We start from the raw sequence: 22,867 nt of genomic DNA on the forward strand, positions 1-22,867 counted from the left end.
TTTTATAAAGGAAGTTAAAAGCGATAATTAACAATTTTATTTTAACCAATTTAAATTAAATTTTTATGAAAAAATCAATTTTTCTAGCAGTATTAACACTGTTTAGTCTTATGATCTCATGTCAGAAAGATGAGATAAAAGAAGAGGTAGGAAACACCCAGGAGTTACCTACTTATGATGACACTAATTCTCTATCGGTAGAATGGGAGAGCTTTCCTAAGGAATTAAAAAATGCTATCCCTCTTGAGGAGAATGTAACAGAAAGTAGTAGTAAAGCATATTCGTACTCTATTGGCCCTTTTGGAGGTAATGGAGGTAGTGCTTTTAGTGTAAACCCTCCTAGTGGTACAAGAATTCATGCAATTGCCATGAGAACAGGTAGTAGGGTAGACAAATTGATCGTTTACTATAAATCACCTTCTGGTACTATTTATATAGGTGTGAATAGAGGTGGTAATGGAGGTAGTTATTACCTTCATTTTTTTAGCAGTGATGAGCATATAAGAAGAATTTCAGGAAGAAGTGGGAGTCGTTTGGATAAGTTAACCATCTATACTAATAAAAAAACATTTACCCATGGCGGTAATGGAGGTAGCTATTTTAATGCTTCAATCCCACCTAGTGGATTTGAAATCTTAGGTTTCTATGGCCGTTCAGGATCAAATATTGATAGAATTGGGTTTTATGTGCATACCCTATAAAGTATAGTTATTCAATTCTCTTAAAACCAAAGCGTATTGAAAAAAGATAAAGGATGCTTGAATTTCAAGCATCCTTTATAGTTTATAAATAAAAATGATTGTTAATGTTAAAACTCATAAATAGTGATACCACTTCTTAATTTTGGTTCTATATAAGTACTCTTCGGAGGCATTTTTAATCCTTCGTCTGCAATTTTTTTGACTTGCTCTACTGATGCGGGAAAAAGTCCAAATCCAACTTTGTACTCTCCATTATCAACATCACTTTTCACTTTTACAATTCCATTCTTACCATGTGAGTATTCAATACGATTATCTGTACGCAAATCTTCTATGCCCAAAATAGGTTTTAATACCGTTTTATATAAAATCTGTGCGTCTAATTCCTCTAATGCATCTGTAAATTCATAAGTTGTTTTTCTTAGATATAACGAATAAAACTCATCGTCAATATACATACTAAAATGATGAGGTTTTGAAGGTCTGTATACTTCTGGCCCTCTATTTTCGATACGAAACCATTCATCTAATTTGATTAGAAATTCTTCTTTGGATAATCCGTTTAGATCTTTTACTAATCGGTTAAATTCATAAATTTTTAAATCAGATTCAGGGATCAAATAACTCATAAAAAAATTATAAGCTTCATTACCGTTATGCTCAGGGTTATTTTCTTTTAAATCCTGAGATAGTAGGTGAGATGAGGCAGAACGATGATGGCCATCTGCTATATATATAGTTTTAATAGAAGAAAAGGCTTCTTGTATCTCGCGAATAGATTTTTGATCCTCTATTTTCCATAGGTAATGTGTATCACGATTTGTAGTTGTAAATTCATATTCTGCTCTTGCTCCAACGGTTTCTGAAATAATTTTTGAAATAGAATCATTATCAGGATAGGTAAGTAATACAGGTTCTGCATTAAAGCCAACTGTTTTTAGATACTCTTTAAAAGTACTTTCACGATCTTGAAGTGTATCTTCATGTTTTTTGATAACATCATTATGATAATCTTCTGTACTGGCAGCAGCTATAATACCACAAAATGATTCTTGTTCACGATTTACAATTTTGTAAATGTAATAACAAGGACTATCCTCTTGCATAAAAATTTGATCTTCTTTAAACTCTAGATATCGATTTCGAACTAATTTATAACGTTCTTCACCAGATATCTCCTTATGGTATTTATACCCAGGGTTTACAATATGTAAAAAAGAATAAGGATTATAATCCATTCTAGAATCTCGCTCAAAAGAAGTGTAACTTTGATATGATCTCGAAGCAACCAGATTTACTTTATCTCTTGTTGGTCGTATAGCTTTAAACGGATGAATTTTTGCCATTAATTATTATTTATAAATTTTGTTGGATCCAGATATCCAGATCGGTCATTTGCATATCCACCACCGATTTCCATAAAAATATCATCTCTGATTTCTAGGTGCAAATGAGCCAAATATATGCCATTTGCATTACCTATAGTTGCTATTAAAGCACCTTTTTTTACAAAATCTCCTTCTTTTACAAGTATAGAATCGCAATGTGCATATACAGATTCATAATATTTTCCTTTGTACCTATGTATTACTCTTATAACATTACCCCAACCTCCTTTAATATCTTTAGCAAAAGTAACATGTCCATTAGCAATGGCGTATATGGGATCTCCTAGATCTGTATTACCTCCTCCAATACCATTCCAGTCATCACCTAAGTGATTGTTTTCTCTAAATTTTTGGGCATTATAATAGCCTTCAGCATTTGGTTTACCAATTGGATAATCAAAATCAGAAGCGATAAATTCTGGATTTTTCTCAAAAAGAGAAGTGTAGATCTGATAAGGATCTTGATTGTCATCAATAGCAAGGCTGAATGTTTCATTTCTGTTTTTACAGGAAATCAAGGTTAAGGCTATAGTGAGCACCAGAATTTTGTTCATCGTAAAATCAGGAAGTAAATACTAAATTACGAACTATATAAACTGCTTAGATACATTTTCTGCTTTTCTGTTTTCAGAATAATCATAGAATCCTTCTCCACTTTTTACTCCAAGTTTACCGGCCATAACCATATTAACTAATAATGGGCAAGGCGCATATTTTGGGTTTTTGAAACCATCATACATTACATTAAGAATAGAAAGGCAAACATCAAGACCAATAAAATCTGCTAATTGTAATGGCCCCATAGGGTGTGCCATTCCTAATTTCATAACGGTATCAATCTCTGATACTCCTGCGACACCATTATATAAAGTTTCTATTGATTCATTAATCATTGGCATGAGGATACGATTTGCTACAAATCCAGGGTAATCATTTACTTCTACAGGGATTTTACCTAATGTTTTAGACAGTTCCATGATAGTAGAAGTCACTTCATCAGAGGTATTGTATCCTCTAATGATCTCAACTAATTTCATGATAGGTACGGGATTCATAAAATGCATGCCTATAACCATATCAGGACGATTGGTTACAGCAGCAATTTGTGTAATCGATATTGATGAAGTATTAGAAGCTAAAATTGTATCTTCTGGACATGCCTCACTAAGCTCTTTGAAAATTTTTAGCTTTAAATCTACATTTTCTGTAGCGGCTTCAACGACAAGACCAGCGTATTCTACTCCTTCTTTGATATTTGTATAAGTAGAGATATTGGCAAGTGTAGCTTCCTTATCGGCTTCTGATATTTTTTCTTTAGCGATCATCCTGTCTAAATTCTTTGTGATTGTAGTTAAGCCTTTATCCAAAGATTGCTGAGAAATATCAATAAGCTGTACTTTAAAGCCTTTTTGAGCAAAAGTATGTGCAATACCATTCCCCATAGTTCCTGCACCGATTACTGCAATGTTTTTCATATGTATATTGTTTATTTGATATGTATGTGTAAATTTTGTTTTTAATGAGTAAAGCAGTCAATGATTTTTAAGGCAACTTCTAATGCCTTTTTTCCTTGCTCTAAAGATACCACAGGTGTAGTATCATTTTTTATGGCTTCTGCAAAGGTGTCTAATTCATCTAATATTGCATTATTAGAAGGAACATTAGGGTTGTCAAAATAAATTTGTTTTTTCACACCTTCGGCATTTTGCAATATCATAGCAAAATCATCTGGAGTCTCAGGAGCATCTTTCATCTTTACGACCTCACATTTTTTTTCAAAGAAATCAACCGAGATATAGGCATCGCGCTGAAAAAACCTGGATTTTCGCATATTCTTAAGAGAAATTCTACTGGCAGTAAGGTTAGCTACACAACCATTTTCAAATTCTATTCGAGCATTAGCGATATCAGGAGTTTCACTAATTACAGATACTCCACTGGCACTAATGTGTTTTACTTCAGAGTGCACTACACTTAGTATAGCATCTATATCATGAATCATAAGATCAAGAACTACAGGAACATCTGTACCTCTGGGGTTAAATTCTGCTAATCTGTGCGATTCGATAAACATTGGATTGTCAATCTTGCTAGCTACTGCAGTGTATGCAGGATTAAAACGTTCTACATGTCCTACTTGTCCTTTTACATGATGTGCATTTGCCAACTCAATAAGCTGTTGGGCTTCTGCTACAGTATTAGTAATTGGTTTTTCTATAAAGACGTGTTTGCCTGCTTTTATTGCTTGCTTAGCTACATCAAAATGAGCAAAAGTTGGGGTAACAATATCAACTACATCTACAGCATCAATTAATTCTTCAATAGAGTTAAAGAGTTGATAGCCAAATTCTTCTGCTATAGATTTAGCTTGGGTTTCGCTAGCATCGTAGAAACCTATAAGGTCATAATTTTCTGATTGTTGTAGAAGACGTAAATGGATTTTACCAAGGTGTCCCGCACCGAGTACTCCGGCTTTGAGCATAATATATTGATTTTACACAAAAATAGTATTATTTATAAATTTTAAATCCTAATTATATCTAAAATGCAAAATTTTAGTTCGAAGAAAGAAATAGTTTGCAAATCTTTAAAATCTTTATGTAATTTTAGCCTGCTAAATAACCCTTAGAATAGTGAAAGATACCCTTAGACATGCCGGAAAAAGAAAACAATTAGTAGATGTATTGATTAAAAAAGGAATCAAAAATAAAACGGTGTTATCTGCTATAGGAAAGATACCCAGACACTTATTTATGGATTCTGGATTTGAAGATCATGCATATCAGGATAAAGCTTTTCCGATTGCAGCAGATCAAACCATTTCTCAACCCTATACTGTAGCGTTTCAAACAGAATTATTGGAAATAAAAAAAGGGGATAAGGTGTTAGAAATTGGCACTGGTTCGGGATACCAAACTGCAGTTTTATGCGAAATGGGAGCAAAAGTGTATAGTATAGAACGTCAAAAAGAATTGTTTAAAAAAACAAAATTGTTTTTGTCTAAACTTGGATATAGACCAAAACACTTGTCGTTTGGAGATGGGTATAAAGGCTTAGTAGAGCATGCACCGTACAATGGAATTATAGTGACAGCAGGAGCTCCTTTTGTTCCAAAACCATTATTAGGGCAACTACAAATTAATGGCCGTCTAGTAATCCCGGTAGGAGAGGATGTACAAATAATGACACTTTTTGTTCGTAAAAGTGAAACAGAGTTCGAAAAACGAGAATTCGGAGAGTTTAGATTTGTTCCTTTGTTAGAGGATAAGAATTAGAAAAAGAATAAGTATTGAAATAATACTCTTTTAAAAATTAGTGTTATGGAAGAACAAAAGCCAATCACAATAGAATTATTTAAGCTTGTAGACAAAAGAAAATATAGTTCTGATGATATAACAAAAATTAAATTGTTATTAGAAGAAGGAGCAGATGTTAATTATCAGGAACCTGAATACCCTTTTGAAACTATACTTTATAGAGTTATTTCTTCCTGGAAAAAAGACGAAAGGTTAGAGGTTGTAAAACTTCTGCTGTCCTATAATGTAGATGTAAATGTAGAGTGTGATATTTTTTTGCCAATAGAACATGCAGCTCGAAAAGGGGATGAAAAAGTAGTTGAATTTTTATTAGAAAATGGAGCAGATGAAGGTTTGCAGGCAACTTTGAAAATAGCAATTGAAGGAGAGCATATCGAAATTGCAAAAATATTGATCGATACAGGTATTAACCTTGATATGCACGAAGGATCAGATGTACCTTTTCTAAATTATTGCACAGAGCCATATCGAATAAGAGATAGAAAAAAAGAATATGATATTGTACCCGGAGTAACAATTGCGAAGTTTTTGATAGATAGAGGAGCAAACCCTAATGGTTTACCCAGTTCATCTATAACTCCCTTGCAGAATGCAGTGAATAATGATTTTTTTGAATTAGTAGAATTATTATTCGATAATGGAATTGAATCCATAGCAGAAGAAGACCCTATATTACTTATGGTGCAATCTGTAGAAATGGCTAAAACTTTACTGCAGAAGGGAGCAAATATTAACGTTCGAAGTGAAAAATATAGAGGATCGACACCTTTAATTTCAAGTATAAGTAAAGAAAACAGAAGTTTAATAGAATTTTTTATAGAAGAAAAAGCGAACTTATACTCAGTAGATAATGATGGTTTTACCGCTTTTCATCAAGCAGTTTTATTAGAAGATATAAATTTGATAAAATATCTGGCAGATTATTATAATATTAAAAAATGTAATGAAATTTATTCTCTATTGTCTATAGTCGATTCGACTTCTGTAAAGAAAATAATAGAAGAATTATTGAGTAATAGTGTTTGATTGTAATTAGATGTTTTATTAAAAAAATAGTGTTAGTAATTTATACAATTTTCATGGCGTAAATTATCTATATTCTTTTTTAATACGATCAAGATTCCTTTTATTATCCCTGTCTTTAATTGTTTCTCGTTTATCGTACATCTTTTTACCACGTGCAAGAACAATATTAAGCTTTGCTAGCCCACGATCATTTATGAATAATTTGGTAGGTATAATGGTTAATCCAGAGTTTTTTACTTCTTTTTCAAGTTTTTTTAACTCCTTTTTGTTGAGTAATAGTTTTCGTTCACTTTTGGGATTATGATTAAAATAAGTGGCATGAGAATACTCTTCTATATGCATATTAATAACAAATAATTCATTGTTATTAAACTCACAGAAACTCTCTGCAATATTTGCTTTTCCTTCTCTTATAGCCTTTATTTCTGTGCCAACGAGTTTGATTCCCGCAGTATATTTATCCAGGAATTCATATTCAAATTTGGCCTTACGGTTTAATATGTTGATTTTATTTGGATTCATATGTGTATTCCGAAATACTTTTGTAAACGCCTACAAAAGTACAAAGCTTTCCTGAAAGAAAGCTTTAAACAAAAACGAATATTCTAAATACTTTTTATAGCTCTTGAAATTGTATTGTTGAAATCTTACCATCTGCACTAAGTTGAAGGTCCATTGCTAAAGTTGCTTTGTCAAATGCTACTTTATAACTATAAACCCCTTCGGCGGTTTCAACAAAAGTTATCTTTTTTATACTGCCGAATTGCTCGAAACAACCATTTATAAAATTAGATACCCCCTCTTTTGTCATACTTTCTTGCATTTCTGAAGTGTACATATCAAAAATAGCATTTACATCTTGTGCATTAAAATTTTCTAGAAAAGTCTTTGTCGTACTTTCATAAGTACTCGCATCCTGGGCAAAACCATATTGAATGGTAAAACAAGTTAACAGTAAGATTATATATTTCATAGCATTCTCATTTTGGGGTTAGGTATTGCAAAATAATTATCTTTTCGTTAAAATTAAAAAAAAACAACCTTCAATTCACATTTTATAGAGTAAGTATAAAACTGGGTTTTCGTCTAAAAAAATAATTAGTTGTATCTGTTATTTAGTTTAACAAAATTGTTACAATTAATGAAAAGAGAAAGATTAATTTAGTTTTTTAAAGCAATTTTTATGCAACGTTATTTTATAGTATTAGTATTTGTTTTCTCTTCTGTTACCGCTGCTTTTTCCCAGTTTTCTGCTCAGGAAATAGTGGATAAAACAATAGAAAAGGCAGGAGGAACTAATTATGATAGGGCCATTATACATTTCGTTTTTAGAGGGAAACAATATCGAAGTAAAAGAGGAGAAGGAGTATATGAATTAGAGAGATTTGTAAATGGACCTAAAGGGATAACTCATGATGTGATAAGTAATTCTGGTTTAAAAAGGACTATAGAGAATTGCCCTGTAGCAGTTGCAGATTCTTTGATTACAAAAATAAGTGATGGAGTGAATTCTGTACATTATTTTGCTAGCCTTCCGTATGGACTTAATGCTCCGGCAGTACATAAAAAACTAGTTGGTGAATCGGTTATCAATGGATCCTTATATTATAAAATTAAAGTAACTTTTGATCAAGAAGGCGGCGGAACCGATTTTGAAGATGAGTTTATGTACTGGATCAACAAGGAGAACTTTACCGTAGATTATCTAGCATATAAATATGCTGTGAATGGGGGAGGAATACGATTTAGAGAAGCCTATGATCCAAGAAATATAAACGGAATACGTTTTGTAGATTATAAAAATTATAAAACAGAAGACTTAACCACACCACTACATAACCTTGATAAACTATTTGAAAAAAAGCAACTAAAATTACTTTCAAAAATAGAGCTAGAGGATATTTATGTTTATATTGAAAGAGACTGTTGTTAGTTTATAGTAAGCACGGTATCGGTAATTATATCACCAGTAATTTTTATAATGAATAGCTTTCCATAGATTTTTTCATCTATAGAGCTATACTTTTCTTTACCAATAATTTTATTAACAAAGGAAGGTGTTGTATTGCTATGACCAACAACCACAACGGTCTTTCCTTTTGTTTTTTCCTGAAACTCGGTATCGTTTAAATTTCTAGGGTTATATAAAGTGAGTTCTACATTTTTACTTTTGGCAATTGGCTCTGCTGTTTTTCTGGTTCTAATATAGTCTGTAGTATATACCATATCTACCGGTACATCAACAAGCATTTTTGCCCAGTTTTCTGATCGCATTTTTCCAGTCTCTGTAAGGTTTGGATTTCGATTACTTGGATCGCTAAGATCCTTTTCGGCGTGTCTAACTAAAAAATATGTAGTAGTTATTTCTTGTTGAGGTGCATTACTTTGACAAGAACCAACCCAAGAAGAAAGAAAAATAAGTAAAAAGAATATAGGTTTCATTTGTTTGTGTTTATTGTCTTAGAGGCCAGACAGTACTGCATAATAATTATTATTTCGGAAGTATTGAAATTCTAAATTATGCTTAAGTCATGACATAAAACTAAATAATATCAGGTATAAAAATAGCTATTATAAAAATAATAATAACTTTTTTATACCTGATTCTATTATTCTAACATTCCCATTTGCCAAATAACGATACCCATGGATAGAATAGCAATGATAAAAAATCCTATATAAATATAGGAGCTTCTTCTTTTATTAGAAGAGCCTAAATCGCCAGAAGATTTCATATGGCCAGTTTTAAATGGTTACGTTCTATATTAAGACGAATAAAAAATGGAAATGTTACACTTTTTGTGGTTTTAATTGTAAAATTCTTTCTTCAAAACTAGTAGCAGATATGGGTTCTATTATGTTTTTAAATAGTTCCATGAGTTGTTGATCGTGATTCCAACGCTTTTGTTGTAATAAATTAAAATGTACAAAAGAACTCCATAATATAGCCTTAAGCTCGGTTTTATCATGGTTCCACATTCTGATTTCTACATGTAATTGATTTTCTGTATATCGTATAAGTTGAGAATCGATAATAACATTCTCCATAAGTAAGGCCGGTTTTAAATAAGCAATCTGGTTTGTGCCTACTACCCAACTAATGCCCTCGGTTTTTGCTAGTTTAAAAATATCAAGGTTGTAGTATTGATCAATCTGATCTTCTCGTGCATTGATCATATAATTAATATATGCTGCATTATTAAGATGGTTAAAAGGGTCACAATCCTGAAATCTTATTTTTGCTTTGCTTTCTGGTATTTTAGTTAATGTCATGACTTAATTTATTTTTATACCAATCGGTATATTTATAGTTAAAAAAAATGATAATTATCGTTTTAGGTTTTTATGGATCATAGCATCTATCTGATCCATGGTTTCAAGTAAATAACTATTATCTTCCATAGTATGGGTCATAAAAATAGCCCCCGTGATCATGCTATACAATCGTTTTGCATATAGCATCGAGTCTACTTCCTCTTTTATTTCTTTACATTCTTTTCCGGCATCTATAAGTTTAGCAACATTGTTCTGGATTTTAGAGATTGCAGATTTTACGTGTTTAAAAAGAACAGGAACCTGATATTTTGCATCAACTCCCATATTAAGTACAGGGCAGCCGCCTACCTCTTGAGTAAAATTATAATAGTTTCGATAAAAGTCGGTAACCAAAAACAATTTCTCGATAGGTGATTTACTTAAAGCTTGATGATCGGCTATTCGACCAATCATATTTCCTTCGGTCATCTTAAAAGCAGCAATAGCTAATTCTTCTTTATTTTTAAAATTACCATAGATAGCACCTTTAGTAAGCCCGGTAGCTTTGGTGATGTCGCTCAAACTTGTTGCAGCATACCCGTTTTTGTTAAAAATGGGAGCAACAGTTTGAATTATAAATTCTGCAGTTTGTTCGGCTTTGGTAAGCATGTTTTACTAAAAAATATAATCAAATATACTAAAAAATACCAATCGGTATATTTTTTAACATCACAAATATTTTATTTTAACATGTTTTGAAGAGAGCTTAATAAAAAAAGGAATCTTTAATTCTGGCGGATATTACCATAAATATGATCCAAAGGTTCTGTATTGGTAATACTTTTTGGTAGGTTACAAGCATCTTCTATCTTCATTTTTTGAAAATCGAGTAAAAGATCAAATTTTTCAAGAGCAACTTGAGCCTGATCACATCCCACATTTATGTTTCTAATATTGTTAGTTTTGATTTTTTTTGGACTACTACTCCTATTTTCAAAATCTTTAAACTGGCATTTTATAACGTTTCTATCTTTAAAATAAAAGCGTTCTTCAAGTGTTAATACAACATCTGCTAGCCTGCGCTTACCAGAACGACTTCTTTCATAATCTTTATACCAGACCTTATGAATAGCATATTGGAAAAATAATTGATTATCCCAAATATAAAATTCATCTCTAAATTTTACATGACCTAGAGTATATGTGTGTACGATATGTTTTAACTCGGTACCATTATAATAAAAGGTAAGCGACCCTTTTTCTGTTGATTCATCACAAGAATAATCGGTATGGTGTTGTCTAAGTGTATTGGTGTCTACTAATTCTCGAATTAATTGATATTTATTTCTAATATCAGATAAGGCTCCCTTTTTGCTTTGGCCCAGGGAGATGTGTGAAATTAATAAAAGTGCAAACAATATGGTTGGTCTCATTGAGGAAGCAATGTACTTAAAAACCTTGTTTTTTTCTTTATTTAGTTATTAACCATTGTAGGAATAATTTTGTTAATATCTACGGTAAAACCGTAATCCGTGCTGCTCAACAAAATATAATATTGTTGATTTTTTTGTTTAAAACTAATAGAGCTATTGATTTTTTTTAAACCAATAGCTCTGCTTTTAGGTAAAATTACTATTATAGATTAATTAAGAAACCAAATTTTCCTGATTTCTAAATACTAGATTACTATCAAATTCATCAAGTAAAATTACACTTTCTGTAGAAATTTTACCTGCTAGAATTTCTTTTGATAGTTTATTTAAAACTTCTTTTTGAATTGTACGTTTCACTGGTCTGGCGCCAAATTCTGGTTGAAAACCTCTTTCAGAAAGATAGGCTATAGCTTGTTCTGTAGCATCCAAAGTTATGTGTTGCTCTGCCAGCATTTTAGAAACATGTTTTAACTGAAGCTTTACAATTTCGTTGATATTAGCTTTGGTAAGCGGAGAAAACATAATGATATCATCTATTCTGTTTAAAAACTCTGGACGAACAGATTGTTTTAATATCCCTAATACTTCAACTTTGGCAGCTTCCATAGCGGTATCCATATCTTTGATGGTTTCAAATTTTTCTTGTATAATATGGCTACCCATGTTGCTGGTCATGATAATGATGGTGTTTCTAAAATCGGCAACTCTACCTTTATTATCGGTCAAACGACCTTCATCCAATACTTGTAGTAACACATTAAACGTATCTGGATGTGCTTTTTCTATCTCGTCTAGTAAGACTACAGAGTATGGTTTTCTTCGAACCGCTTCAGTTAATTGCCCACCTTCATCATATCCTACATATCCGGGAGGTGCACCCATTAGTCTGCTTACTGCATGACGTTCCTGGTATTCACTCATATCTATTCGAGTCATAGCAGTTTCATCATTAAAGAGGTATTCTGCCAGCGCTTTTGCTAATTCTGTTTTACCTACCCCGGTAGTTCCTAGAAATAAGAATGATCCGATTGGCTTTTTTTGATCTTGTAAACCTGCACGACTTCTTCTTACAGCATCACTAACAGCTTGTATGGCTTCGGTTTGTCCAACTACACGTTTTTGTAATTCTTCTTCGAGTACCAACAATTTTTCGCGTTCACTTTGTAGCATTTTGGTTACCGGTATCCCTGTCCATTTTGCTATTACTTCTGCAATATCATCATTGGTCACTTCTTCTTTAATAAGCGAAGATTTACTTTGTTGCTCATTTAACTGCTTTTGTAACTCATCCAGTCGCTCTTGGGCTTCTTTTATTTTTCCATATCGTAGTTCGGCTACTTTTCCATAATCTCCATTCCTCTCTGCGCGTTCTGCTTCAAGTTTAAATTCTTCAATATCTGTTTTTGCATTTTGAATAGCGTCTACAACTTCTTTCTCGCTTTGCCATTTAGAGAAAATCTCATTACGTTCTTCTTTAATATTCGCAAGATCACCATTAAGTGCTTTTAACTTGGTTTCATCGTCTTCTCGTTTTATGGCTTCGATTTCAATTTCAAGTTGCATAATCTTTCTATCAAGCACATCGAGTTCTTCGGGTTTAGAATTAATTTCCATTCGTAATTTAGAAGCAGCTTCATCCATTAAATCAATAGCCTTATCGGGTAAAAATCTATTTGTGATATAGCGCTGTGACAATTCTACCGCAGCGATTATAGCTTCGTCTTTTATGCGTACTTTATGATGTGTTTCATATTTTTCTTTAATTCCTCTAAGAATAGATATCGCACTTTCTGTATCCGGCTCATCGACTGTAACTTTTTGAAAACGCCTTTCCAGAGCTTTATCTTTTTCAAAATACTTTTGATATTCATCCAGAGTTGTGGCTCCAATTGCGCGAAGTTCTCCTCTTGCTAAAGCTGGTTTTAGGATATTAGCAGCATCCATAGCTCCCTGGCCACCTCCTGCGCCTACAAGAGTATGGATTTCATCAATAAATAGTACGATGTCGCCATCACTAGAAGTTACTTCTTTTACGACAGATTTAAGACGTTCTTCAAATTCTCCTTTAAATTTGGCTCCGGCAATTAATGCTCCCATATCTAAAGAAAAAATTTGTTTGTTCTTTAGGTTTTCGGGAATATCTCCTGCAATAATTCGATGAGCTAATCCTTCGGCAATAGCAGTTTTACCTACTCCGGGCTCACCAACCAGCATTGGATTGTTTTTGGTACGGCGAGAAAGGATTTGTAATATCCTTCGGATTTCTTCATCACGACCAATAACAGGGTCTAATTTTCCGCTTTCTGCCATTTCGTTAAGATTCTTAGCATATTTGCTTAGAGCCTGATAGGTCTCTTCGGCATTTTGCGATGTTACTCGCTCGCCTTTTCTGATCTCATTAATAGCTTCGGTTAAATGTTTTTCTGTTACTCCCTGATCTTTTAGGATTTGCGCAATCTTACTTTTAGATTTAAAAATGGCAATCACCAGATGTTCAATAGAAACATACTCGTCATTCATTTTTTTAGCAATAATACTTGCTTCATTTAGTGATTTTCCGGCCTCTCTTGATAGCTGTAATTCCCCACCAGAAACTTTAGGAAAGCTTTCTAGTGTACTATCAAGAACTTGTTGTAAAAGATCGAGGTTTACATTTAACTTTTTTAGCAAAAATGGAAGCACATTCTCATCTACATTAAAAATAGCTTTAAAAATGTGTTCATTTTCAATTTGTTGATGTCCAAAACCTTGAGCAAGCTGTTGAGCTTGTTGTATGGCTTCTTGTGATTTTATAGTGAAATTATTAAAATTCATAGTCTCTTATTTTGAGTTTTCTAGTAGAGAATCAAATAATATTCCTACTTTGGTAATGTGTCAAAATGTCTTGTAACTACTTGGTTTTGCTGACTTTTTGACGTAATGTAAAGTTACGAATTTTGTTACGACCAATATATGATTATAGTCAATTTTAAAAATCAATTGACTAAGTTTGTGGTCATTCATATTAAAGAAAAAAATGGGAATATTTGGTAAATTATTTGGATCAGAAGAGAAAGAGCCTAAGCAAGAAAAACAAGCTTTGCCATGGCAAGTACTTAATTCTGTTTCGCAATTAGAGGAAATTACAAAGGCATCAAAGACTAAAACGCAGGCTATTTTTAAGCATTCGACTCGTTGTGGTATTAGTAGAATGGTAATTCGTAATTTTGAAAGCAGTTTTGATATTACAGAAGATCAAATAGATTTGTATTATCTTGATCTATTGAATCATCGTGATGTATCTGCAGAAGTAGCTGCAAAATTTCAAGTATTTCACGAATCACCACAATTTATTGTTATTAGAAATGGCGTTACCGTGCATCACTCTTCACATAGTATGATTACACCTCAGGTATTGCATCAGTTTGTATAAATTATTTGTTTGGAATCATTTTGTGAGAAGGTCTATCCTGAAACATTTTTACGAATAATGTTGTACTCATTTTTCTGGCGCGATTTTTAGCTAAAGTAGCGAGTTCACCTTCAAAAAGGTCGTCTATTGTGGCGATCCATAGTTGTAACCATATTCCAAAGTGTACATTTGTAATGCTATGATTAAATGTTCGATCTACTTGTTTATGAACTTCAATTGGGTTTCCTTTAAATTTTGGAACAAATAAGAGATTGGTTTCCCAAAAATCGATTAATCTATCTAAATGTTTATCCCAATCTTTTATCATATGATTAAAAATAGGGCCTAAGTGCTCTTCTTTTCTGATTTTTTTATAAAATATAGAAACTAAGATTGCTACATCATCTCTATTTCTGATATCATTTTTAGGAATCACTTTCATTTGCTTTTTGTTCTAAGAAGTCTTATAGCTTCTTATTTACATTAATAAAAGGCGATATTCAGTAATACTAAAAGAGTATTAATTACCAGACTCGCAATTAATAGATTGAATACAAATTTAGCTTTCATTTGAGCTAGAATAGATGCATTAAATGCCATACAAACGATTACGCAAAGAGATAATTGAACGACTTGCGAAAAAGATCTGTCCTGCATAAGAATGTACATTGCTGCAACAGACCCTAAACAACTGGAAAGAATAATCATTAATGGTATATATGCCATATACATTTCCTTAAAATCCTTTAATAACTTCGAATACATAACAATTACTTTTAGTGTTATTCAAAGGTATTTCAAGGAAGCGTCATGGTTTTATGATCTTAATCATAAAAAAGTAAATTGAAGGTGAAAATTATCGATATACTTTCCTGTCTTTAATAAAGAGTTCTCCTTTTTGCTCTAGTTTTTTGATGCTTCTTATAACAGTTTCTACGCGTAATCCAGTTAGATCGGCAAGTTGTTGTCTGGTTAGTTCTACTTTGTATGTATTTGATTCTATTGTGTTTGGGTCGCTATTTTTTTTGAAGTAATCAAGAATTCTAAGAATACGATGTTCTGGTTCTTGAGTAGATATTTCAGAGACCATAATTGCTTTGTAATATAACCGTAAAGCTAGTGTACTGGTGAATTTATGATGAATATCAGGGTTTTCTTCTAAAAATTTTAAGAATTTTTCTTTTGGTAATTGCCAGACCTCAGAATCTACAATAGCTTCTGCATTGGCTGGATATTTAAAATCTGCAAATAAAGGAGGTTCACCAAAGCTTTTTTCTTTGGTAAAAATACCTTGTATGTATTCTTTCCCTTCCTGATTATAATTATTCATTTTAATCTCTCCCTGGTGTACCTGATAATAATAACGGGCAATAGAACCTTCTCTAAAAAGAAACTCTCCTCGTTTATATTTTTTTAGTACCGCCCCCGAATTAAGTAAACTTGTGTGATCGATCATACTTACAATTCTCTATTATGTAGTACCAATCTATTAAGATCGAATAACATTATAATTATAGTGTAATGTATTATTTAAAACGATAATTAGTAATAATATTCTTCAATTTGTTTTTTAAATCTTCTCCAGAATCATATACCATTTGCTCATTAGAAGGAAATGGTACTGATTTTAACCCTAAATATCCTAACAAACCATCTTCTAAAGCTCGTTTATCTCCATTATAATTTGCATAAATATGTTGAAAAACGTATTCGCTTGCAATAGGAAAAGCATCTAGCAGTTGTCTTGTTCTTAAGTCTCGATATTGAACATTACCCACAACATTCGTAGCTTTAAACTGTGTGAATTCATAATATTCACAATGTACTTTTACCATTCTGTCTACTTTCACTTTTTCGCCTTTATCATCAATTACGATTTCGTCATTTTCATCAAGTAGATATTCCCAACCATCTTTAATCAACTTTTCTTTTTGTAATTGACGCTCCTTAATTTGTTCTGGAGATATATTAATTTCTCTTAATTCTACTTCCATAGCATAATCATATGGGATAGATTTTTGAGGTTGACTATGGTATACTGTCCATAGATCATTAAGGCCATATGTTCCAAAATTAAGTAAGTCACTTTCTAGTCTCTTAGGAATAATAACATCGGTTCTATTCTTCATCGTTACTTTTACAAAATCGGTCCCTTTTTGATGAGCTTCATCAATCATCTCTCGCGTATTTTTGTAGTTAGGAGTAATTTTGTTCAGGTAGTTTAAATCTTCATATACTGCTCTATAATCTGCTTTTCTTTTGGCAGAGGTTAATAAAGCTTTGGCATTATTAAATAAGTATTGAGAAAGTTTATCTTTTGTATTTATAATCTTTTGATCATAGTTGTGTAGTATAAAGTTAGCGTTACGACCTTCTTCAACAAGATATAGTGGTAACAATGGTTTTATACGTTCTTGTCTATTCTTTAGGGATAAGTATGTATTATAAATACGTTCAAGGTTTGCAGGATTTCCTTCTTTTTCTAGATATGCAATGGCATTATTGTCTCGATCTAGAGCTTTTGCATATGCTTGTTCTAGCATAAGGATAATAGGTTGTTTTCCTTTTTTTCCTTTGTTTGTTCTAAGCTTGTTTAAAGCAATATTTATAGCTTGATCATAATTTCCTGTGTTAAGTGCCTTTTCAGTTTTTTTAACACTGCTACATGAAAAAATAATTGTAGTTGTAAGTAGTAGGAGTAGTAGTTTTTTCATATCAATAATATTTTGATTTGGGTATTGAAAACAACTTTGATGCCAAAAGATAATAAAAAAACCTCGAAAACTATTTTTCCGAGGTTATATAATGGTTTGTACGTTCTTTATTTTTTAAACACAGGGAGTAACTTGGTAGAGACTTCACCAAATCCAATTCGAACTCCGTCTTTTTCGCAATACCCTCTCATAATCACGGTATCATTATCATCAATAAATTTACGACTACCTCCTTCATTAAGTTGTAGCGGTTTTTCTCCACGCCAGCTTAATTCTAACATTGACCCATACGAATCTGGTGTTGGTCCAGATAATGTTCCGCTACCCATAAGATCTCCAGAATTAACGGGGCATCCATTTACTGTATGATGAGTAAGTTGTTGTGCCATTGTCCAGTACATATGCTTGAAATTACTTTTAGACACAACAGTTTCTACTGCTTTTTCTGGTTGAATGGCAACTTCTAGGTTTATATCGAAACTCTTTTTTCCTTTATATTGAAGGTAAGATAGTTGTTTTTTTAGTGGTTTAGGCCCGTCTGTTCTATAAGGTTCTAAAGCATCAAGAGTTACAATCCAAGGAGATATAGATGAAGCAAAGTTTTTACCTAAAAATGGACCTAGTGGAACATACTCCCACTTCTGAATATCTCTTGCACTCCAATCATTAAATAATACCATTCCAAATATATAATCCTCTGCTTCTTCGATAGGAATTGGTTCTCCCAATTGATTGGCGTCGGTAGTGATAAAAGCCATTTCGAGCTCAAAATCAACTAGTCTAGAAGGACCAAAAATAGGTTCTTTAGCGCCATTGGTTAGTTTTTGACCTTGTGGGCGGTGTACAGGAATACCAGAAGGAATAATCGAGCTACTACGACCGTGATATCCAACAGGCATATGTAGCCAATTAGGAAGTAAAGCATTCTCAGGGTCTCTAAACATTTTCCCTACGTTAGTCGCATGCTCGATACTACTATAAAAATCAGTATAATCTCCGATACTAACAGGTAGTTGCATTTCGATTTCATCTAGAGAGAATAAAACCTCTTGTCTATGCTTTTCGTTATTTTTTAAGGAATTGTTTTCGGCATCAAAAATTTCAGCAATTCTATTACGAACTAATCTCCATGTTTTTTTTCCATCAGAAATAAAATCATTTAAAGAATCCTGTAAAAAAATATCATCTGTTAATGGGATTCCATCAAAATAACCGAGTTGATGAAGCGCTCCTAGGTCAATAGCAGTATCACCAATCCTGGTTCCTATAGTAATAATATCATCTCGGGTAAGAAATACACCAAAAGGAATATTCTGTATAGGAAAATCCGTATTAGGAAATGTTTCAATCCATGTCTTTCTATCTGGATAATTTGCAGTTATGGGCATTATTGTTCTTTTATATGTTGTTGGTAATTTTTATGATCAAATATATAATTTTCGAATGGTTAAAAGTTTTTAATTATGTGAAAAATAATTAAAATAATGATAAGATATGTTATTAATAGTACAATACCAAGATGAGATTACTTATTTGTTGTGTTTTTTTGAAACCCAAAAATGTTTCACTTCGTAATATTTGATCAGTATTAATGCAAAATTATCAGTGATGTATGGCAGGAAACATGAATTCAGAAAAAGAACAAGATGTTCTTATTTATTAGGGACTATTTAGGTCGATTTAAGGAATGGATTTCCTATTTTTACGCCTTTACTAATAAATAATAAATTCATGCAACGCGACGAACAAATTTTTGATTTAATTCAGGACGAAAAAGAACGTCAAATCAACGGATTAGAACTTATTGCTTCAGAAAACTTTGTGAGTGAACAAGTGATGGAAGCTGCTGGATCTGTACTTACCAATAAATATGCCGAAGGATACCCTGGTAAACGCTATTACGGGGGATGTGCCGTAGTAGATGTTATAGAACAGATTGCTATTGATAGAGCTAAAGAATTGTTTGGCGCAGCATATGCTAATGTGCAACCTCATTCTGGTTCACAAGCTAATACAGCAGTATATCATGCATGTCTTAAACCAGGTGATAAAATATTAGGTTTTGATCTTTCTCATGGAGGACATTTGACTCATGGTTCTCCAGTTAACTTCTCAGGCAAATTATATACTCCTGTTTTTTACGGGGTAGAGAAGGAGACCGGAAGGTTAAATTATGATAAGATTCAGGAAATCGCTACAGCAGAAAAACCGCAATTGATTATTGCAGGAGCATCTGCTTATTCGCGAGAGATTGATTATAAAAGATTTAGAGAGATAGCAGATAGTGTAGGAGCAATTCTTTTTGCAGATATTGCTCATCCTGCAGGGTTAATTGCAAAAGGAATAATCTCTGATCCAGTGCCACATTGCCATGTAGTGACTACAACAACTCATAAAACGCTACGAGGACCACGAGGAGGTCTTATTTTGATGGGAGAAGATTTTGAAAACCCTTTTGGGATAACCTTAAAAAATGGTAAAAAACGAATGATGTCTTCATTATTTGATAGTGCCGTATTTCCTGGTAATCAAGGAGGCCCATTAGAGCATATTATTGCTGCAAAGGCAATCGCATTTGGAGAAGCATTAACAGATGAGTTTTTACATTATATCGTGCAGGTAAAGAAAAATGCAGCAGTTATGGCCGAAGCATTCGTAAAGAAAGGGTATGAAGTTATTTCTGGCGGTACCGATAATCATATGATGCTTATCGATTTACGAAATAAAGGAGTAACTGGTAAACAAGCAGAAGAAGCATTAGGTGTTGCAGAAATTACGGTGAATAAAAACATGGTGCCATTTGATGATAAATCCCCGTTTGTAACATCAGGAATTCGTATCGGTGTAGCAGCTGTTACCACTCGAGGATTGAGAGAAAATGATATGATAGCTATTGTCGAATTGATCGATCAGGTAATCCAAAATGTTGAAAGCGAAGAAAAACTACATACTATCGCAGATGATGTAAATGCGATGATGGCAGATAAGCCTTTATTTGTAGGATAATACTTTATTAAATTGGTTTTTAGATTTTTTTAGCTTACTTGTAAATGCAATTTTTTACAACATCGAAAAAAGCGTAAGCCAGTTTGTTTTAAATATGAAATTAAAAGAAAGTGCACTGTCATGCTATATGACAGTGCACTTTTTGATTATATTGTTATCATAAAACTTTTACTTATAGAATTATCATGTATATACGTCATGTCCAAATTTTATTTTGTGTACTACTTATGTTATCTGGCTGTAGTAAGTTAACGTCCAAACCATCTGAAGAAAGTGTAAAAAAAGAAAACTTAGAACAGGAGGTTGAACGTGTTGAAAAAAAGGAAGACACCTTAAATATTCGTGAAATCCCAAGTATAGAAGGGCGTTATGATCTTGTAGATGGATATGCTTTTTTTCGAGATACAATACATAATCATTCTGTATACAAGGCTATATTGCTAATAGAAAAAATTTCGGATAAAGATTTTGGTTTTATTATAGTAAGAAAAGTACATGGGCTTACTCCCATTGGTGAACATGGGATTTTGTCATACAATAAGAATCGGTTTTGTATGAAAAATATAGATTATACAAACAAAGGAATATATTATACCGATGGTATGGATATAAAAATTAAGGATAGTTTATTACATACTATTAGGTATGTTTCAAATGCGACAGAATATGATATCTGGAAAAAGTCTGATCCAGAGTCAAATGTTTTTATTTCTCTTCGTAACACATTACAGAAAGAAAAAGAAGAGTACGCTAATTTTTACAGCATAATATCTAATGATCCCGAGTTAACAGGAAGAGATGAGTTTATTTATTATGAATCAGGAAAACGATATATCGACAATGATTCTATATTTCAAAAGAAATGGAAACATTATACTACTATCAATTCTTATGATCTTAAAACAGGTAACAATATTCAGGAATGACTCCAATTCTGGGCGTCATCACTATCATTGGGTGAAAGTCCAATAATATCTCCATCAGTATTAACTCCTAAACCTACTACTGTTCTATTTACATAATTAAAATAGCTTACTACCTGGTTGATTTCGAGAATCTCTCCATCAGATAAATTTTGATCTCTAAGATTATGAATATCTGATTCGGTAATAGTATGATGTGATAACGTTAACTTCTTAGCATATTGAAGCCCTGCCAAATATTGATACTTAAAATGATTTTGCAATTCATCTTTGGATAAACAGGACAAAATTTCCTTAAACCTGGTATCATCATTCAATAGTCGTTTTAATCCAACCGAGTGATGATCTACGCAATAGCTACATTGATTAAGACTACTTACATATACACCAAGAGTTTCTAAGTACCATTTTGGCAATGTATTATTAGAGTTGTGTAATACATTTTTATATAAACCCATATGACCTACCAGAGTATGTGGTCGTAAACTATGTATAGACAGTACATTATCTACATTGTTATCAGGGCCTTTAATACGGTTATAGATTTTTTTTAATTGACCCGTTGCATCGGTATATGATATCTCTTTAATCCAACTCATTGTTATTGAATTTTTTCTTTAAAAATAGTTTCTTTTTTATTAAAAAAAGTAGTAATTAAAACTAAAATTGAACCTAAAAAAATTGAAACATCGGCAAGGTTAAATATTTCGGTTTTTATGATCCCTAAATCTAAAATCAAAAAATCAGTTACCGATCCATATACAATACGATCAAAAAGATTTCCGATTCCGCCACCGATAATAAAAGCAAAACCTATGATTGTTTCTCTAGAATAATTTGTCTTAATTAATATCTGTCTTAATAATAGTAATAACACCAGTATTGGAAGAATTTGTAATAAAAGTATTTTTAAGATCGGAGCCAAATCTGATCCCAGACTATAGGCAGCACCAGTATTTTCGACTTTAGTCAATACAAAACTATCCTTAAAAACTTCTATACGCTCATAAGGTTCGATCGTTTGCCGAACAACATTTTTTGAAATCTGATCACAACTTATATTTAGTAAGACCAGAGAGAGAATGAGTATGATTCTTATTTTTCTTGTAATCTTCATGTGTATAATTGCAGTAAGTGTTTTTCAAATGTAATAGAAACTTCAGACTATCTTAGTGTTTCCAGTATTTTTTATATTCAGAAATAGAAAAAGCGGCATCATAACTATCTTTATTAATACTTTTATTTTCATCAGAATCATAATCGACCCATATTTTCCAGCTTTTATCTTCTATCTTTAATATAACATGAAACTGCCCATAGGAGTGTTTTGTTTGATTACTGTCATCAATATAAGTAACTCTGTAAATTCCTCTATCAGAAACCAGGGAATCAGAGTAGATTCTTTCAAATAATCTAAAATCAATTAGAGCAGGTTTTTTGGAAGGAACACTCCATCGTTTTTCATAACCTTTTAAGTAAGCATTTGCTTTTTTAATTTCACCACCATTTCCCGAAATTCGAATCATTTCTTTGCTGTGTATAGAAGCAAATAAGTCATAATCTAAAGTTTCAAATGCTTTAGAGAAATTACCATACATGTCTGCATTAATTTTTTTGTGTACTGCATCTTCTTGAGCTATGGCTATTCGTGTAAAACATAGAAAAGTAATTAATACTATGGCTATAATTTTAAATTTTGACATAATAATTGTT

General features: G+C 32.3%; 27 protein-coding genes. 7 read left to right on the forward strand and 20 right to left on the reverse strand.

Going from position 1 to position 22,867, the window contains the following annotated elements; all coding sequences use genetic code 11:
- Positions 1-65 precede the first annotated feature (65 nt).
- Positions 66-701, forward strand: coding sequence for a jacalin-like lectin (locus tag Z053_RS29860; RefSeq protein WP_025664013.1), 636 nt, complete (start codon positions 66-68; stop codon positions 699-701).
- A gap of 107 nt (positions 702-808) precedes the next feature.
- Here Z053_RS29860 and Z053_RS0105370 read toward each other — a convergent pair whose 3' ends face one another.
- The 4 genes from Z053_RS0105370 to Z053_RS0105385 are packed head-to-tail and all read right to left on the reverse strand — an operon-like array spanning position 809 to position 4,571.
- On the reverse strand, positions 809-2,047 hold the full coding sequence (locus tag Z053_RS0105370) for a DUF1015 domain-containing protein (RefSeq protein ID WP_025664014.1): 1,239 nt from the start codon (positions 2,045-2,047) through the stop codon (positions 809-811).
- Positions 2,047-2,643, reverse strand: coding sequence for a M23 family metallopeptidase (locus Z053_RS0105375; protein WP_025664015.1), 597 nt, complete (start codon positions 2,641-2,643; stop codon positions 2,047-2,049). Before Z053_RS0105375 ends, Z053_RS0105370 begins: the two co-directional genes overlap by 1 nt.
- Before the next feature lie 33 nt (positions 2,644-2,676).
- Positions 2,677-3,564: a 3-hydroxybutyryl-CoA dehydrogenase gene (locus tag Z053_RS0105380; protein ID WP_025664016.1), complete on the reverse strand. Its 888-nt coding sequence runs from the start codon at positions 3,562-3,564 to the stop codon at positions 2,677-2,679.
- Positions 3,565-3,605: 41 nt separating this feature from the next.
- A complete protein-coding gene (locus Z053_RS0105385) occupies positions 3,606-4,571 on the reverse strand; it encodes a Gfo/Idh/MocA family protein (protein WP_025664017.1) in 966 nt (321 codons plus the stop codon).
- Positions 4,572-4,722: 151 nt separating this feature from the next.
- Here Z053_RS0105385 and Z053_RS0105390 point away from each other — a divergent pair, with 151 nt between their 5' ends.
- Both Z053_RS0105390 and Z053_RS0105395 read left to right on the forward strand, forming a co-directional pair.
- Positions 4,723-5,364, forward strand: coding sequence for a protein-L-isoaspartate(D-aspartate) O-methyltransferase (locus Z053_RS0105390; RefSeq protein WP_025664018.1), 642 nt, complete (start codon positions 4,723-4,725; stop codon positions 5,362-5,364).
- Between the two features lie 45 nt (positions 5,365-5,409).
- Entirely contained in the window at positions 5,410-6,432 is a 1,023-nt protein-coding gene (locus tag Z053_RS0105395; RefSeq protein WP_025664019.1) for an ankyrin repeat domain-containing protein, read from the forward strand.
- Positions 6,433-6,495: 63 nt separating this feature from the next.
- On the opposite strand, the gene smpB is transcribed toward Z053_RS0105395, so the two are convergent.
- Complete coding sequence (gene smpB / locus Z053_RS0105400; protein ID WP_025664020.1) at positions 6,496-6,954, reverse strand: SsrA-binding protein SmpB; 459 nt, start codon at positions 6,952-6,954, stop codon at positions 6,496-6,498.
- Between the two features lie 94 nt (positions 6,955-7,048).
- Positions 7,049-7,405 carry a DUF3887 domain-containing protein gene (locus Z053_RS0105405; protein ID WP_025664021.1) on the reverse strand — a complete coding sequence of 119 codons (357 nt, stop codon included), beginning with the start codon at positions 7,403-7,405 and terminating at the stop codon, positions 7,049-7,051.
- A 210-nt stretch (positions 7,406-7,615) separates the two neighbouring features.
- Here Z053_RS0105405 and Z053_RS0105410 point away from each other — a divergent pair, with 210 nt between their 5' ends.
- Positions 7,616-8,365 carry a DUF6503 family protein gene (locus Z053_RS0105410; RefSeq protein ID WP_025664022.1) on the forward strand — a complete coding sequence of 250 codons (750 nt, stop codon included), beginning with the start codon at positions 7,616-7,618 and terminating at the stop codon, positions 8,363-8,365.
- Here Z053_RS0105410 and Z053_RS0105415 read toward each other — a convergent pair.
- The 6 genes from Z053_RS0105415 to clpB all read right to left on the reverse strand — a co-directional run bounded on the left by Z053_RS0105415 (position 8,362) and on the right by clpB (position 13,934).
- The gene (locus Z053_RS0105415) at positions 8,362-8,874 is read right to left on the reverse strand and encodes a SixA phosphatase family protein (protein ID WP_025664023.1); all 513 of its coding nucleotides are present in this window, start codon (positions 8,872-8,874) and stop codon (positions 8,362-8,364) included. The genes Z053_RS0105410 and Z053_RS0105415 overlap by 4 nt on opposite strands.
- A 167-nt stretch (positions 8,875-9,041) precedes the next feature.
- On the reverse strand, positions 9,042-9,167 hold the full coding sequence (locus Z053_RS32060) for a hypothetical protein (protein ID WP_255409709.1): 126 nt from the start codon (positions 9,165-9,167) through the stop codon (positions 9,042-9,044).
- A gap of 55 nt (positions 9,168-9,222) precedes the next feature.
- Positions 9,223-9,705, reverse strand: a complete 483-nt coding sequence (locus tag Z053_RS0105420) for an acyl-CoA thioesterase (protein WP_025664024.1) — start codon at positions 9,703-9,705, stop codon at positions 9,223-9,225.
- Positions 9,706-9,759: 54 nt separating this feature from the next.
- Entirely contained in the window at positions 9,760-10,356 is a 597-nt protein-coding gene (locus Z053_RS0105425; protein WP_025664025.1) for a TetR/AcrR family transcriptional regulator, read from the reverse strand.
- A 116-nt stretch (positions 10,357-10,472) separates the two neighbouring features.
- Positions 10,473-11,120, reverse strand: coding sequence for a hypothetical protein (locus tag Z053_RS0105430; protein ID WP_025664026.1), 648 nt, complete (start codon positions 11,118-11,120; stop codon positions 10,473-10,475).
- A gap of 213 nt (positions 11,121-11,333) precedes the next feature.
- Positions 11,334-13,934, reverse strand: coding sequence for an ATP-dependent chaperone ClpB (gene clpB / locus Z053_RS0105435; protein ID WP_025664027.1), 2,601 nt, complete (start codon positions 13,932-13,934; stop codon positions 11,334-11,336).
- Between the two features lie 202 nt (positions 13,935-14,136).
- Here clpB and ytxJ point away from each other — a divergent pair, with 202 nt between their 5' ends.
- A complete protein-coding gene (ytxJ, locus tag Z053_RS0105440; protein ID WP_025664028.1) occupies positions 14,137-14,532 on the forward strand; it encodes a bacillithiol system redox-active protein YtxJ in 396 nt (131 codons plus the stop codon).
- A gap of 1 nt (position 14,533) precedes the next feature.
- Here ytxJ and Z053_RS0105445 read toward each other — a convergent pair whose 3' ends face one another.
- The 5 genes from Z053_RS0105445 to fahA all read right to left on the reverse strand — a co-directional run bounded on the left by Z053_RS0105445 (position 14,534) and on the right by fahA (position 18,613).
- Positions 14,534-14,953 (reverse strand): group III truncated hemoglobin, encoded by a 420-nt coding sequence (locus Z053_RS0105445; protein WP_035095199.1) that lies wholly within the window; start codon positions 14,951-14,953, stop codon positions 14,534-14,536.
- A 41-nt stretch (positions 14,954-14,994) separates the two neighbouring features.
- Complete coding sequence (locus Z053_RS0105450) at positions 14,995-15,276, reverse strand: hypothetical protein (RefSeq protein WP_035095201.1); 282 nt, start codon at positions 15,274-15,276, stop codon at positions 14,995-14,997.
- Positions 15,277-15,367: 91 nt separating this feature from the next.
- Positions 15,368-15,967 (reverse strand): Crp/Fnr family transcriptional regulator, encoded by a 600-nt coding sequence (locus Z053_RS0105455; protein ID WP_025664031.1) that lies wholly within the window; start codon positions 15,965-15,967, stop codon positions 15,368-15,370.
- A 70-nt stretch (positions 15,968-16,037) separates the two neighbouring features.
- Positions 16,038-17,225, reverse strand: coding sequence for a hypothetical protein (locus Z053_RS0105460; protein ID WP_025664032.1), 1,188 nt, complete (start codon positions 17,223-17,225; stop codon positions 16,038-16,040).
- A 107-nt stretch (positions 17,226-17,332) separates the two neighbouring features.
- Positions 17,333-18,613: a fumarylacetoacetase gene (gene fahA / locus Z053_RS0105465; protein ID WP_025664033.1), complete on the reverse strand. Its 1,281-nt coding sequence runs from the start codon at positions 18,611-18,613 to the stop codon at positions 17,333-17,335.
- A gap of 343 nt (positions 18,614-18,956) precedes the next feature.
- Between fahA and glyA the strand changes: the two genes are divergently transcribed.
- Together glyA and Z053_RS0105475 are read left to right on the forward strand one after the other, a co-directional pair.
- Positions 18,957-20,231 (forward strand): serine hydroxymethyltransferase, encoded by a 1,275-nt coding sequence (gene glyA / locus Z053_RS0105470; RefSeq protein ID WP_025664034.1) that lies wholly within the window; start codon positions 18,957-18,959, stop codon positions 20,229-20,231.
- A 227-nt stretch (positions 20,232-20,458) separates the two neighbouring features.
- The gene (locus Z053_RS0105475) at positions 20,459-21,157 is read left to right on the forward strand and encodes a hypothetical protein (protein WP_025664035.1); all 699 of its coding nucleotides are present in this window, start codon (positions 20,459-20,461) and stop codon (positions 21,155-21,157) included.
- Here Z053_RS0105475 and Z053_RS0105480 read toward each other — a convergent pair.
- From Z053_RS0105480 to Z053_RS0105490, 3 genes are read right to left on the reverse strand one after another with little or no spacing between them, the layout of a single operon-like run.
- Positions 21,148-21,753, reverse strand: coding sequence for a carboxymuconolactone decarboxylase family protein (locus Z053_RS0105480; protein WP_025664036.1), 606 nt, complete (start codon positions 21,751-21,753; stop codon positions 21,148-21,150). The two genes, Z053_RS0105475 and Z053_RS0105480, sit on opposite strands and share 10 nt — an antisense overlap.
- A gap of 2 nt (positions 21,754-21,755) precedes the next feature.
- Positions 21,756-22,271, reverse strand: a complete 516-nt coding sequence (gene lspA / locus Z053_RS0105485) for a signal peptidase II (RefSeq protein WP_025664037.1) — start codon at positions 22,269-22,271, stop codon at positions 21,756-21,758.
- Between the two features lie 52 nt (positions 22,272-22,323).
- Positions 22,324-22,857, reverse strand: coding sequence for a Cif family virulence factor (locus Z053_RS0105490; protein WP_025664038.1), 534 nt, complete (start codon positions 22,855-22,857; stop codon positions 22,324-22,326).
- Positions 22,858-22,867: the final 10 nt, after the last annotated feature.

Source organism: Aquimarina megaterium XH134, assembly GCF_000520975.1.
GTDB lineage: Bacteria > Bacteroidota > Bacteroidia > Flavobacteriales > Flavobacteriaceae > Aquimarina > Aquimarina megaterium.